The 15,917-nt window shown below is 31.8% G+C and carries 8 protein-coding genes; 4 read left to right on the top strand and 4 right to left on the bottom strand.

Annotated features, from left to right (window positions below; all coding sequences use genetic code 11):
* The 3 genes from BUA99_RS13665 to BUA99_RS13655 form a co-directional block, all read right to left on the bottom strand.
* Positions 1 to 3,072 (bottom strand): type I restriction endonuclease subunit R, encoded by a 3,072-nt coding sequence (locus tag BUA99_RS13665; RefSeq protein ID WP_072993507.1) that lies wholly within the window; start codon positions 3,070 to 3,072, stop codon positions 1 to 3.
* Between the two features lie 319 nt (positions 3,073 to 3,391).
* The gene (locus BUA99_RS13660; protein WP_072993504.1) at positions 3,392 to 4,960 is read right to left on the bottom strand and encodes a GMC oxidoreductase; all 1,569 of its coding nucleotides are present in this window, start codon (positions 4,958 to 4,960) and stop codon (positions 3,392 to 3,394) included.
* A 216-nt stretch (positions 4,961 to 5,176) separates the two neighbouring features.
* Positions 5,177 to 6,100, bottom strand: coding sequence for a ketopantoate reductase family protein (locus BUA99_RS13655; protein ID WP_072993501.1), 924 nt, complete (start codon positions 6,098 to 6,100; stop codon positions 5,177 to 5,179).
* A 138-nt stretch (positions 6,101 to 6,238) separates the two neighbouring features.
* On the opposite strand from BUA99_RS13655, the gene uvrA reads away from it, so the two are divergent.
* The 3 genes from uvrA to BUA99_RS13640 all read left to right on the top strand — a co-directional run bounded on the left by uvrA (position 6,239) and on the right by BUA99_RS13640 (position 13,432).
* Positions 6,239 to 9,070, top strand: coding sequence for an excinuclease ABC subunit UvrA (gene uvrA, locus BUA99_RS13650; RefSeq protein ID WP_072993498.1), 2,832 nt, complete (start codon positions 6,239 to 6,241; stop codon positions 9,068 to 9,070).
* Positions 9,071 to 9,230: 160 nt separating this feature from the next.
* The gene (locus BUA99_RS13645; RefSeq protein WP_072993495.1) at positions 9,231 to 11,696 is read left to right on the top strand and encodes an AAA family ATPase; all 2,466 of its coding nucleotides are present in this window, start codon (positions 9,231 to 9,233) and stop codon (positions 11,694 to 11,696) included.
* 11 nt (positions 11,697 to 11,707) lie between these two features.
* On the top strand, positions 11,708 to 13,432 hold the full coding sequence (locus tag BUA99_RS13640; RefSeq protein WP_072993492.1) for an McrC family protein: 1,725 nt from the start codon (positions 11,708 to 11,710) through the stop codon (positions 13,430 to 13,432).
* Positions 13,433 to 13,771: 339 nt separating this feature from the next.
* Here BUA99_RS13640 and BUA99_RS13635 read toward each other — a convergent pair whose 3' ends face one another.
* On the bottom strand, positions 13,772 to 14,122 hold the full coding sequence (locus BUA99_RS13635) for a heavy-metal-associated domain-containing protein (protein WP_072993490.1): 351 nt from the start codon (positions 14,120 to 14,122) through the stop codon (positions 13,772 to 13,774).
* Positions 14,123 to 15,113: 991 nt separating this feature from the next.
* Here BUA99_RS13635 and BUA99_RS13630 point away from each other — a divergent pair.
* Entirely contained in the window at positions 15,114 to 15,842 is a 729-nt protein-coding gene (locus BUA99_RS13630; protein WP_072993487.1) for an LOG family protein, read from the top strand.
* The last annotated feature ends 75 nt before the right edge of the window (positions 15,843 to 15,917 follow it).

The raw sequence follows: 15,917 nt of genomic DNA, 5'->3' as shown, positions 1-15,917 counted from the left end.
TTAGGCTATTCGTCCATAAAATTCATTCATGTATTCCTTAACTATAATGCCGTTAATACGCTTAGCGGCAATAGAATCCAACGGAATGTTTTGTTTGTTTTTAAATTGATCAATAACCAATCGCATCATCATTTTATCCACAAAACTTTCGTTTTCGAGCATTTTAGAATTCTGTAAAATTTGAAGATCTACTTCCTTTTTCAACCCTTTTAAGGCTTCAAAAAGTTTAGTTTCGCTGTCCGTTAAAGGGTCTTTTTCCATCAAGCGTTTGTGCATACGAGTGTACTTTTCGTCATTGTCATACTTAGCACGCAATAATAAATTTTTGCGCTCTAATTCTTTGGCTTGCGTATAAATTTGTTCCAAAGCTTTAATGTTGGCTTCCATTTCTTCTTTGGACACTTCACTCAAATTTTTCTTTTTAAATAGGCGTTCTAGTTCCTCTTTTAACGAAATAAACGTGGGGTCTTTTTGGTCAAAATTTCCTCCAAGCATTTCTCTAGTTTTTTGCAAGGTAGTTTTGAGCTGATCTGCCAAGACCATTTCTTCTTCCTTAATTTTCACAAAAGCAAACAAGACATCCTCTAAGGCAATATTCAATAAATTAGACGTATCTACATTACTTTCTAAAGCTTCTTTTGTATTGATCAAAGCCAAATGATTATTAGCTTCTCTCAAAAGAACGGTAAGTTTGTGAAAATCTAGTTCGGCTAACATCTCATAATTGCCAGACAAACGGATAAGGTTGTACAAATTCTTTGCATTATTTAAGGCTTTAGTAATTTGTAACATAACCCCTCGATCCTGAATTTGAGTGATTGGTTGTGAAAAGAGTTCTGAGTTCTTAATGTCAAATGGAAACAAAACCTCTTTGATTACTTGAATTTCTGCATTGATCTCCTCCTTTGATTTGAATAAGTCAGAGTAATGCTCCATCTCATCCCCTAACTCAGACTGCAATTCGTTGAAATAATCTTGATTGGTTTTATCAAATTCTTTCTGAATGTCAGCAAAATCAACCACATAACCGTATTTAAAATCTTTATACGTACGATTCACACGGGTTAAGGTTTGTAATAAATTGTGTGACTTAATGACACGACCGATATACAGTTTTTTCAATCGTGGTGCATCAAAACCAGTCAAAAGCATGTTGTAAACAAAAAGTAAATCAATGTTTCCATCTTTGAACTGTTCTACCTGATCTTTGCGATCTGTTTTTGTCCCTATATCGTGCAAAATAACTGCCGCAGTGTTGACCTTGCTTTCTAATTTCTTTTTGGCTCCATATCCAGTTGAAGGTTCGGCAGCCAATAAAAGATCTGGCGCAAAAGTGTTTACAGCGTATTTCTCTTGGAAAATTTCATAGAGCATTTTGGCTTGTTCAGATGAATCACATACAACCATGCCGCCAATCGAGTTGTCGTTCATGGTGATTCTAGCCTTCTCAAAATCTTGCACAATATAGTCCAGCATGGGCTCTACAAACTTTGGGTGTGCATAGACCAATTTTTTATCGCCGTTCCCTTTTAGAATATCAATTTCTTCTAAGGCTTCTTTTAACGTTAATCGATAATTAGTCTCTATTTCTTCTCTAATTAAACGCAACGTATAACCATCGGCAATAGAGGAGTTGTAATAATACTTGTGAATATAATCACCAAAGAGTGATTTAGAATTATAATCGGTTCCTAATAACGGTGTTCCTGTTAACCCGATTTTAATCGCATTAGCATCAGACTCGTTTAAGTTGGCCAAGAAGCTCCCCTTAGGATTATAACTGCGGTGCACTTCATCCAAGAAATATATTCTTTGAATGTTTAGATTATAGTCGGTGTTGCGCACCACATCAGGATCATCCTGAAATTTTTGGATGTTCACAACGGTGATCTCCGCCTTTCCCGAATGATTATGAATGACGCTAGTAGCCTTAATGTCTTTTGCGAAAGCATCCCTACTACTAATTTCATGAACGGTAAGTCCACGACTTTTAAACTCTTTTGCTGATTGAATCAACAAATCGATTCGATCCACGATAAAATAGAATTTGGGAACTATATTTTTTTTTCGGTAATAATCCGTCAAGTATTTTACATTATAAAATGCCAGAGCTGTTTTACCGCTTCCTTGTGTGTGCCAAATGATTCCTTTTTTTACCCCTTGTTCCAACTTGGATTCAATTGCTTTGGTTGCAAAAAGTTGTGGATAACGCATAATGTGCTTTTGTAAACCTTTAGATCCTTTGACATAAGCAATACCATATTGCAGCATAAATCGCAGACGCTCCTTTTGAAGTAAAGAAGTACAAATGCGATTGGTGGGTGTGTCAGGATTTTTATTGACAATAAATTCAGGAGCATTTTTGATACCTACCAAATTATTGTCTTCCAAAACCAAAGTCTCCGTTTCATCGTCCAGATCAGCAAGAATTTTAGTTAAATCGAATTCTGCTTCTTCCCTAAAAAAATTAAAGCTTGGCTTAGAATAAGATGCAGTTGCATAAAATGCACCTTGCAACATCAAAGTCGATTCTTTATCGTACTCCATATTATTGGAAAAAAGCATCAACTGCGTCATGTTGACGAAATGACGGAATTTTTTATTCTTGAAACGGCTTTCTATGCGGTTGTGCTCCGCTTGTATTCCGTCAAGGTTATTTGGCTTTTTCACTTCGATAAATACTAGGGGTAATCCATTGATTAATATCGTAATGTCTGGACGAAATTCTTCATCATCTTTTTTATAGGTAAGCTCAGTAACTACATGAAAAGTATTGTTTTCGAAATTTTCAAAATCGATGAAACGAATGCCTGATTGGTCTATTATTTTTTCATAAAAAGCTTTTCCTAGATCTTCATTTTCAAGAGATAGTGCTAGTTCAAGGTATATTCTAGAGACATCCACATCTCTCAAAGTCGAATTGAGCCTCAAAACGCTTTCTCTAAAAATAGCTGTAAAAATATTGGTGCTTTCATCCCGTTCTACATTAGCCAATGATAAATAGTCATAGCCTAAGCGCATTAGATGTAATATGGCGGGAATTTTAACTCTTGAATCTTCGTTGAAAGCCATTAACAATCGTTGTTTAATGATAATTCTATACTATTGTAACCTAAAGCTCAAACTTAGGCATTTAAAAGCAAAAACTAAAGTAAGTAAATACTTGATTTTATTTAAACAAATATAGACGTTTAAAATATATCACATTTACGGTTTTCCTCAAAAGCAAAACACTTATTTATAATGCAGCATTCATTAAAAAAGTTATGAAGTGAATAAATAAAAACCTGAGCCGTTTAAAAAGTCTAATCGGCTCAGGTTTTATTTAAATAGCACTCTTTAAAGTCGCTAAAATAGTAAGAAATTAAATTCCTGTATGTAAATACCATCCTCAAAATGACTTATCCTCTATTTGCGCCATTGCATGTTCTGCAATTGCTGTAATGGAAAGTGAGGGATTTACTCCAGGATTAGCTGATATCATTGCTCCATCTATTACATACATATTTTCATATCCAAAAACTATATTGTTTTTATTGATAACTCCTTGAGAACTGTCCGCTCCCATTACAGCGCCACCTAAAATGTGCGCGGTGGATGGTATGCCCGCAATTGACTCTAAAACAAATGAAGTGGGAACGCCATTGATAATTTCGCTATATTTTTTCGTTAACGCGATTGATTCCGGAATATAGGCACTTGGTTTCGCTCCTTTTCCAACAGAAGTTGACATTCCGCCAAAAAAGTTATTTTTAAATTTAAGAGTGCTATCTATGGATTGCATGAACAATAAAACGGTAGTGCTTTTTGACCAACTATTGACAAAATAGATTTTAAAATACTTTATAGGATAACTTAATACTTGCTTTGCCATATTGAATAAGCGCGTAAATGTATTTTTACCATTAGATAAAGGCAAATGCAAAAGTTTCCAAAAACCAGAACCTTCTGCGTACCTTACAATTTCAAGATGACTATTATCATCTGTGTGAAGCAAACTGCCTATTGCAACTCCCTTAGATACATTTTTAGTATCGTCTAAAGTAGAGACGCTAATCAAAGTTTCATTATTTGTTCGAATATCTTGTCCCAATTTATCAGAAATTAATGGAAGTGATTTATGTTTTAGTTTTAATAGCAATTTTACCGTACCTAATACACCGCCGGAAAAAACAACTCCTTTTGCAGTCAATTCTTTCCTATTCTTAAAATAATTAGTACTTGATTTCAACATTATCTTGTATCCAGTCGATCCATTTTTACCATCTTGAGGAACAACATCATAAACTTCTTGTTCAGCAAGGATTTTAGCGCCCAAATTTTGAGCTAGATAAAGGTAATTTTTATCCAAAGTGTTTTTGGCATTAAAGCGGCATCCAGTCATGCAACCACCGCAAAAATTACAACCTGCTCGATCAGGGCCTTTACCCTCAAAATAAGGATCTTTTACCTTTACTCCCGCTTTACCAAAGAAAACAGCGACTTCCGGGTTTTCAAATTGATCTTCTTTTCCTATATTTTTTGCTAATTCCTTTAACGCTAAATCACCATCAAATAACTTAGGATTTCTTGTAGCACCCAGCATATTTAATGCAGTTTTATAAAATGGCTTGAGTTCATTTTCCCAGTCCGCTAGCGCGCTCCAACTTCCTGATTTGTAGAATGATGTTTTCGGGATTGGCAACGTATTTCCATACACTAATGACCCACCACCTACTCCAGTGCCTGAAATTATTACAATATGTCTAAAAATACTCATTTTCATGATGCCAAAAAACTTTAATGAAGGCATCCATAACCATTTGGGAAGATTCCAATTAGTTTTAGCAAAGTCATTCGATTTATACCATTTTCCCTTTTCAATAACCAATACTTTATATCCTTTTTCAGAAAGTCGTAAAGCACTAACTGATCCGCCAAATCCACTTCCTATTATTATGTAGTCAAAATCGTGTTGCATTATTTTTGATTTATAGATCGAATATAAGAAATTCTCTTGAATATTATGCACGCATACTATCAAGAATAGAGTATAAAAAAAATATTGACTTAAAAAAATAGTGCACAAATAAATAATAGGAAAACAGTCCGCTACTTTATAGTAATCTAATAAAAATGTTTACAAAAAAAAATCTGATTTCGCCGTTTAAAAAAGTGTTTCTTATCTCAAAACGAATTATAAAAGCATCAATTTATCCAATACCTTCAGGTACGTTGGCATTTCTAATTCGTACTTTTCTCCTTCATTTACCACAAACGCAGTTAATGATTCTATCTCTATTTTTCTTCCCGCTAATAAATCTCTATGCATAGAAGAAGTTGCATCATGTGGCGATTTTTCCAGTTTTTGAATGCTTTGAAATACAATATCTTGCGGTAAATTCAATCCTTTTACTGCGGCAAGCATTGTAATTTCATTTAATAAATCGAAATAAAATAATCTGTTTTCTTTCTTACTTAAAATTTCACCAATATTTTGATCTAAATAGCAAGTGGCTGAAGCCAAAGCCGATATAAAAACAAATTTCTCCCAAACGGTTTCTTCTATATTTTCAACTAAATAACTCTCGATTCCTGCAGTTTTAAAAATGGAATGTATTTTATTTAAAGTGGCAATTGGTGCCATAGTAGAACCAAAAAACAACTTCTCATATGCACCAATTTTCTTAATTATTCCTGTAGAAGCGATCATTGAAACAATATAAGCACAACCCTGTAAAACTTCATTTTCAGGAAATAAAGTATTAATTCGCTCAGGAGCATCGACACCGTTGTATAAGGGCAGAAAAACAGTGTTTTTAGTAATACAGTTTTTAATAGAAAGCAAACTCTCCTCAAGATCGTAAGTTTTTGTACAGCAAATAATAAAATCCAATTTTCCAATTGTATGCGGATCATTAGAAACTAAATGAGGAAACACGACGGTATCACCAGTATCTGTAATAATTTTTAAACCATTATTTTCGATCGCTTTTTGCATTTCACCTCTTGCTATAAATACAACTTCTACAACATCTGATTTGTAAAATTCTTTAGCCAGCAACCCCCCAAAATAGCCACCTACTCCACCTATTCCTACTATTCCAATTCTTGTTTTCATATAAAAATTATGTACTTATAATTGTAAAACAGCTTTATTTCGCTTTTTTCAAAAGTACATAATCTTTAACATAAACTTCTAAACTGTTGTAACGAAAGAATAAATCAAAATGTTAACTTTGCGTTTTTGCAAAAAATTATGTTAGACAAAGACAATACTATTGAAGTTCAAGGCGCTCGAGTTCACAACCTTAAAAATATAGATGTATCCATCCCTCGGGAGAAACTAGTTGTAATTACTGGACTTTCAGGATCTGGAAAATCATCCTTAGCTTTTGATACCATTTATGCCGAAGGCCAACGCCGTTATGTAGAAACTTTTTCAGCCTATGCGAGACAGTTTTTAGGTGGATTAGAGCGCCCAGATGTGGATAAAATTGACGGACTTTCGCCTGTAATTGCCATCGAACAAAAAACAACCAGCAAAAGTCCTCGTTCTACAGTAGGAACGATAACTGAAATTTACGATTTTCTACGTTTACTCTATGCTCGTGGTGCAGATGCCTATAGTTATAATACTGGAGAAAAGATGGTCTCTTACTCTGACGAGCAAATAAAAGATTTAATCATTCAGGATTTTACAGGGAAACGGATTAATATTTTAGCACCTGTTATTCGTGCTAGAAAAGGACATTATGCTGAACTTTTTCAACAAATTGCTAAGCAAGGTTTTCTTAAAGTTCGTGTGAATAATGAAATCTTAGATATTACTCTTGGAATGAAATTAGACCGGTACAAAACACATGATATTGAAATCGTTGTGGATAGAATGGTCATTGATGATAGTCCGGAAAATGAAAAACGATTAATAGAGAGTATCAATACTGCCATGCATCATGGTGAAAATGTTTTGATGGTTTTAGAGCAAGACACAAATGAAGTACGATACTTTAGTCGGAACTTAATGTGTCCAACCACTGGAATTTCATATCAAAATCCAGAGCCTAATTTATTTTCTTTCAACTCTCCAAAAGGTGCTTGCGATCATTGCAATGGTCTAGGAACTGTAAATGAAATTAATGTCAAAAAAATTGTTCCAAATCCAAAACTAACAATTAAAGCGGGCGGATTTGCTCCTTTAGGCGAATATAAAAGCTCTTGGATTTTCAAGCAACTTGAGATCATTGGAGAAAAATACGGATTCAAATTAACGGATGCCATCGAGAAAATTCCCGCTGAGGCAATGGAAATGATTTTGAATGGCGGTAAAGAAAAATTCACCGTTAACTCAAAAGATTTAGGGGTTGGTCGTGATTATAAGATTGATTTTGAAGGAATATCACATTTTATCAAAAATCAGTTTGATGAAAGTAACTCCACTTCCATAAAGCGTTGGGCTAAGGAATTTATGGATGAAATTAACTGTCCTGTTTGTGCCGGTTCACGCTTAAAAAAAGAAGCACAATTCTTTAAATTAAACAAAAAAAATATAACCGAATTGTGTGACATGGACATTTCGGATTTGACCGCTTGGTTTCAAGATTTAGACAATCATTTATCGGATAAACAAAAAAGAATAGCTACCGAAGTTATTAAAGAAATCAAAGATAGATTGAACTTCTTGATGAACGTAGGTTTAGATTATTTGGCTCTAAGCCGTAGTTCAAAATCACTTTCGGGCGGCGAAGCGCAACGCATTCGACTAGCAACCCAAATTGGCTCGCAGCTCGTGGGTGTTCTCTATATTTTAGATGAACCAAGTATAGGTTTGCACCAAAAAGACAATGAAAAACTAATTCACTCACTCGAGCAATTACGCGACATAGGAAACTCAGTAATTGTAGTCGAGCACGATAAAGACATGATTGAACGTGCGGATTATGTTATTGATATAGGTCCAAAGGCTGGTAAGTATGGTGGTGAAATTATCAGTAAAGGAACGCCGGCTGAAATCCAAAAACACCATACCATTACAGCAATGTACATGAATGGTGAAATGAAGATTGAGGTTCCTAAAAAACGTCGAGAAGGGAACGGTAAGTTTTTGAAACTGACTGGAGCAACAGGCAATAACTTAAAAAATGTTTCTATTGAATTGCCTCTAGGCAAAATGATTTGTGTTACGGGTGTTTCAGGAAGTGGGAAATCCACGTTGATTAATGAAACGTTATACCCTATTTTGAATGCCTATTATTTTAATGGTGTCAAAAAGCCAAAACCATATAAAAAAATTGAAGGATTAGAACATATCGACAAGGTGATTGATATAGACCAAAGCCCAATTGGCAGAACGCCGCGATCGAATCCAGCTACATATACCGAAGTGTTTACAGAAATTAGAAATCTGTTCACAATGACTTCAGAGAGTATGATACGGGGTTATAAAGCAGGACGTTTTAGCTTTAATGTCAAAGGAGGACGCTGCGAAACCTGTGAAGGTTCTGGTGTTCGAACAATCGAAATGAACTTTTTACCTGATGTTTACGTAGAATGTGAAACGTGTCAAGGAAAACGTTTTAATCGAGAAACATTAGAAATTAGATACAAAGGAAAATCTATTTCAGATGTGTTGAATATGACTGTCGATGAAGCAGTACCATTCTTTGAGTTGATTCCCAAGATTTATAGAAAAGTAAAAACAATTCAGGATGTAGGTTTAGGATATATTACCCTTGGTCAGCAAAGTACCACTCTTTCAGGCGGTGAAGCACAACGCATCAAACTAGCTGGAGAATTATCTAAAAAAGATACTGGGAATACATTTTACATTCTGGACGAGCCCACCACAGGACTCCACTTTGAAGATATTAGAGTTTTGATGGAGGTAATTAACAAACTTGTAGATAAAGGAAATACGATCCTTATTATCGAGCATAATATGGATGTCATAAAACTGGCAGATTATATAATTGACATTGGCCCCGAAGGAGGAAAAGGCGGTGGACAATTGATTGCAAAAGGAACGCCTGAGGAAGTAGCAAAAAGCAAAAAAAGTTATACAGCGCAGTTTTTGAAAAAGGAGTTAGAGTAAATTCCCCGCGTCTGGAGGGATACCCACCGCGGCGGGCAGGGTGGTTTTTCTTTAGTTAGTGAAAATTGTCTCTGATTATTAAAGAAAATACTTATTAAGCGCTTAAATTATTACTACATTGCAATCTATTTTGAAAAAAAACACTATTAAACCTCAAATTATGAGCAAAATAATTATAAAAAAAAGTAATTCTACCTCCTGGGAAAACAAAACTGGATTAGTGTTACCTATCTTTAAAATTGAAAGTAACGAATTTACTACAGTTGAACCTAAAGAATATCCCAATAATGGGAATATATTTGTCACAATAGGCTTTGAAAGATTTGAAAACAATTGTTTTTACGAACTAAATGCAGATAAAATACAAGATAATACTAAAAATTATGAAAATGACTTGAAAGCGTTTTTAGATGGTAATACAACTAAAAACCCAAGTTTTAAAATCATAACTAATCATAATGGAGATACAAGAAAATTAGCTCCAAATGAAATAATACCAATTTACCATAATAAATTTTCAATAAATTCAAATAAACTTATTACAACAGAAGGTATTATAAATGACATCTTTTTTTTAAAAGAAACAAGTTCAGACAAAATATTTGGTCCTTTTGAGAGAGATGGAAATGAATTAAAAGCCGCTAATTTTAAAAATTATGAGGAAGATTTTGAAAAGGATATTGACTTTTTGGATTTTATAGATAGTTATAACCATTACAATGGAACTATCATTTTTGACATCGATACCGAAAATGCGACTAATTTTATCATTGTAGATATTGAAAAGAATGAATTTTTGGTGGGTTTTAAAAATTTTATTGATAATAGCATTGGAAACCCAATTGATTTTACCCCAATACCAATATTACATAAATGGGCAATCGATAAATTAACCGAAAACTCTCCAAAAATAGCTAGTACCCTTAATGAAATTAAAAGTTTACAAAAAACTAATAACAATAAAATTGATAAACTTAAATGGAATAAGTATATCTCACTCCTTGATGAAATTGAGGATAATGAAAAAGAAATTAATGATTTAGTAAAAATATTACACACCAAAAACTTTATTGAAAAAGGAATTGATAGCTCTGAAATTGAGATTTTAGAGAAAGAAAAAGAGGACATAAGAATTGAGCGAGATTCTAAAGATAAGGTTATTATAACTTTGAAAGATAGGATTAAAGAACTAAATATCGAAATTGAAGAGGATAGAAGCAAGAACAAAGAAAATAATAAAATAGATTCAGTATTATATCCTATTTTATCTAAAGCTATAAATGTTGAAAGTAAGCTGAATGAAATAGAGCAAATATTGAAAGAAAAAGTAATATCTAATTCATTAAAAAGTGAAAACGATCGACTTTCTATTAGAAAAGACTTGCTGGAAGAAGATATCAAGAAAATTGAAAACAACCACAGAAAAATCAATGATGCTGTAAAAGACATTACAAAAACATTTGAAAGATCTGCATCTGAGCATACTGCAAAATTAGCCGAGGCAAAAATATATACAGATCTTTTAAATGGTATAGAAATTATGCCAATTAAGATCCATACTGAGGTGACACATTCAATGAAAGCTAAAATAATTTCGTTAAATTCGGAAATTAGTTCACCTAAAAATTATATTTCAGAGATTCAGAAAAGATTAGCTGATCAGGGTAGAGAGCTGGTTTTCAACGATGTTGCAAATCTAGTTATTACAATAAATCAAACTTTTATTACGATCATTGCAGGGGCACCTGGAGTTGGTAAAACTTCATTAGTTGAAAAATTATCTAAAAGTTATGGTTTAAGCGAGGATTTTGGTTATTTGGAAATTGCATGTGCAAAAGGTTGGACATCAGCAAAAGATTTGATAGGTTTTTTTAACCCATTGACTAATAAATTTCAACCTGCTAAAACTAAGTTAAAAGAAGCTCTAAAAAAATCAGAAGAAAAGCAAAACTCGCCATATATCGTATTACTTGATGAAGCTAATCTAAGTCCTATTGAACACTATTGGTCTGATTTTATAAAACTTGCAGATGTCGATTATCCAAGAAAAATTAAAATTTCTGAGGGGGAGGAAATAAACTTTGGATCTGGATTTAGATTTGTAGCTACAATTAACCACGATCATACTACTGAAACTCTTTCAAATAGATTAATTGATAGAGCATCTATAGTGCAATTAGAAAAACCAAATTCTATTACTGAAATAACTGAAAATACAACTAACATTGATACTATTTTTGATTTTTTAGAATTACAGAAACTCTTTACAGAAACTCCTAAATGGAAAACCGAAGAAGAATTAATAAAAGACACTTTTAATAAAATTAAAGAAAAATTAGAATCAAATCACACAATTATTATAAGTCCAAGAAAAGAAATTGCAATTTATAAATATTGTAAAGTTGCTACTGGGTTAATGGAAGGTAATAGTTATGTTGCGCTAGATTATGCAATATCACAGCACATACTTCCATTAATTAACGGAAGAGGAGAATCTTTTCAAAAATTACTCGAAGGCTTAAAAAGTGATTTGAATGATAAAGGAATGACCAAATCAGAAAAATTATTGACCAAAATAATTGAGAGAGGTAAAGAGTTAAAACACTTCAGATACATTTACTATTAAGCGATATATTTATGATGAATTGTATTTTACATTGCTTCAAAAACAATCAGAATCAAACTTTTGGATTATACCAAGGAGATTATATTGATGAAACTGATAATTTTTCTTTCTATTTAGAGAGTGATTCCGATTGTGGTGATGTTAGAATTGATATTACAGATATACCTTTAAAAATCACTAGACTAACACAAATAAAGCATAAATATATCTATGTGCTTGATTACGATTCTCTTCAAGATTATTTTCAAAGTCAAAAATTTAGGATTGAGAATTACAGTAAAGAATTGTTTTGTGCTTCTCTTCATCAAAAAATATGGTTTTATAGGCTATTTGTTAACTATCCTATTGGTCGCTGTGACATTCTTTTAATTGACAATAAAACCGAAAAAACAATACATTCTTTTAGTATAAATGTTAATTCATCAAAAATTAATGAGACGGAGTTTGATTCACTGGTTAAATATATAGAATCAAAAAGTACCAAAATATGGACAAAACATTCCTTATTAAAACATACAGCTAGTCCATCAAATAATGATGATAAAGTAGAATGGTTACTTACTTTTTGTGAAAATTTTATTAATGATTTAAAAAAAGAATATCTTAACTCTTTTAGTTTTGACAAAATTAGGATTATCAGACAAAAAAATGAAATTGTAAACTATACATCAGAAGTAAATACTTCGGACGAATCATTAATTTGGTTGATAAATAATTTAGACACTTTATATCCTACTACATCTTGTGATCTTAACAAAATAATAATAAATAATAGACTCTTCTCTCCTGTAGAAATACTTTCAAATGAGCTTGACGAAAGTACAGATACGATTGAAAATCAAATAATACATGGTTTTATAACTGAATTAAAACTTTTTTTAAATCATATTAAAGATTCATTTGAAGAAGATATTAAAAATTTTTCTAAAATTACTTTTGAGGGTCGATTAAATTTTTATTCCTACAAAAGGAGTCTAAAGCGTTTAAAAGACATAGATGAAAACATAATTAAAATTAAATTTCATTTAGATCAACATATTCCCGTAAGTACTGAAACTTTAGATTTCCTAAATACAAACAAAATAGAATCGAAAGAACATTATAATTTCGTGTTTGAAAAATTAATAGAATGGTTACTTAATAAAAATGCTACTTATTCAAAAGATAAAAAATTATTTAAAGGAATAAATAGAATGGATCAATTATTTGAAAAAGCTTGTTTTTATAAGCTAATAGACTCCTTCAAAAAATTGGAATATGACGCTGAAGAAATTAGTCAAAATGATGATGGTTTTCCTAATAAAATAAAATTGATTAAAAAAGGAATTAATCATTATTTGTATTTTGAAATTATACCAAACAAACTTATTACAGTTCGAAACAATTCTGGAAAATTAAAACCTGATTTTTTCATCGAATTAGAAAATGGTAAATTCATCATTATCGATGCTAAATACAAAAAATTAAGAACTATTGAACAAAAAGATTATCCTGAATTAACTTTGAAGTACTTACACGGTATAGGAAATAAAACTGGTGCTTATTTCGACCCTTTAGCATTATTTGTATTATTTCCTGGAATTGAAGATTCTATTGATTACTATCAAAAAAAGGAATATGATTTAAATAGTGATAACCCTGTCTATCCCTCAATTGGCAGCATTGGCCTAAACTTTGAAGATGAAAGCGATTTATTGAATAATAGCATCAAAAAGTTATTAGAAATTAATTCATAAATAATATATGATGAACATGATAACTCCAAAGAAGTAGCAAAAAGCAAAAAAAGTTATACAGCGCAGTTTTTGAAAAAGGAGTTAGAGTAAAGTTTTGTTACAATAAACTTGACCACGGCGTAATAATTAACTGCAGTAATACTATCGAGTGTTTTTTAACCAACTTTCATTGCGGTGAAATGGTATGCAATGAAAGTAAATAGCTGCATTATAATCGGTATTTTTTAAACCTTTACAGCTTTCTCTCGGCTGCAGGGTTTTTCGTAGAGGATTGATTACGGCCTGCTGGTACGATTAAAATATAAAAAAATATATTCTAATTTCGCTGGCCTTCTAAAATTATACTTTTTTACAACAATCATCGAGTTGACTTACTCCTGATGCATCAGCTTTAATATCATCAGCATCATAGCCCATTTTTGAAATAGCGCCTTTAATAGTATCTAAATTTGTTTTTTGAGTATTATAAAAAACAGTGATTGTCATATTTTTTTCATCCAGTTCATACATCTTTACACCTTTTATTTTAAGCATATTAGATTTAAAATTCCCTCCACAAGTTTCACATTCTTGACAATGATCACACACAATATTAGTTTTTATTATTGCTTTTTGATTTTTCTTTACTTCTTGAGCTGACAAAACAATTGTAAATAGCGAGAAGAAAATTAGTAATAATGAATTTTTCATATTTAGATATAGTTTATTATTTATTGATTCTTATAGCTATCAGCGCTAATTAATTTACTTTTATCGGTTCATGGGACCAAACTGAGTTCATACATAATGAACGTATAATTTTTCCAAATATATTGAATCTATCGTTATTGTTAACTAGTTTAACATAGTTGTAACAACAATTTGATTGTATTAATTTTCAAGAATACTCGCTACAAAATAAAATGTAGAGCAATGAAAAATGGAGTGGATTAGCTAATTAGTTGTGAGTACTTTAACTGAAATCATTAAAAATTAAAAAATTGATTTTTTCTATATCTTGAGTCGATAATTTCACTTGTTTTTACGTTAATTGTATTCGATGGTTTCATCAGTCACAGCATTTTAAACGAATTTTAGTATAAAACTATTATTGTTTTAAAGTTCCCAGAAAAGAGAATTCAAATTTTTCATTTTGAATACAACGTAATAATTATAATGAAGCACGTAAAACTGTTTGAAATTCGTTTATAATCTCAAAGAAAATTTCTTAGTAAATGCAAAAACTACAACGCCAATTTATACTTATAAAGTTAAAATATCATGTTTAAACGCATCAACAATTGAAAATAGAAATAATTACATTCCCTTTCTGGCAGAAAACAGCAAAAATAGCATTATCAAACAGTTGTCTAGAGCAATAAAAATGCTATTGATGGTACAGCTTCACAAATTATTTCTGGTAAAAAAATAAGTGCAAATGACTACAGCTATAAAAACGAAATAAGGAATGCTTTTAAAAAAACATATACTGACATTGTAAAATAAATATGTACTTTAGTGGATCGATTTTAGCCCTGATTGCAGTGAAAATCCTTTTAAGCTATTGGTGAATTTTCTTGAAAATACAAAGCGACCAGCGGAAGCTCTTGTAAGTTCTTAGAAAAAAAACCGATGGCGGAAAAGATTGAAGCGGAAAACAGGATTAAGCTTAAAAAATAAAAATTTAATGATATTTTAAAATATGAGAATAGAAGATTTTGATAATGATGATGATAAAGTAATCCAAGATCGATTAAAGCAAAAGAACTGGAACGAAATTCGTACCAATGATAGTTGGGCAATTTTTAAGATCATGGCCGAATTTGTTAACGGTTATGAAAGCATGGGGCGAATAGGACCTTGCGTAAGTATTTTTGGTTCAGCGAGAACAAAATCAGATAGTCCAAATTATTTATTGGCTGAAAAAATCGCTTTTAAAATCAGTAAAGCTGGTTATGGTGTAATTACTGGTGGTGGACCAGGAATTATGGAAGCGGGGAACAAAGGTGCTCATCTTGGTGGTGGCACATCGGTAGGATTAAATATTGAGCTTCCATTTGAACAGCACTTTAATCCATATATTGATAGAGATAAAAATCTAAATTTTGATTATTTCTTTGTTCGCAAAGTGATGTTTGTCAAGTACTCCCAAGGTTTTGTAGTAATGCCAGGCGGTTTTGGAACTATGGATGAACTATTTGAAGCGATAACGTTAATACAAACTAAGAAAGTTGCTCGTTTTCCTATAATATTAGTGGGAACCAGTTTTTGGTCCGGTTTAGTTGATTGGATTAAAAACGTTTTGGTCGCGCGCGAAGCTACTGTTAGCGAAGATGATTTAAATTTATTTAAAATTGTAGATACTGCAGATGAGGTTGTTGAAATCCTCGATAAATTCTATAAAAAATATGATTTATCACCTAATTTTTAATGCAAAGCTGTCGTCCTGACAGCTTTTTTTATTTAACTACATTATACATTTTGAAGTGAATTTTAAGTATATTTA

The organism is Flavobacterium segetis (assembly GCF_900129575.1).
Classification (GTDB): domain Bacteria; phylum Bacteroidota; class Bacteroidia; order Flavobacteriales; family Flavobacteriaceae; genus Flavobacterium; species Flavobacterium segetis.
Note: the sequence above shows the minus strand (reverse complement) of the source record. Positions and strands in the feature narration are given on the sequence as shown.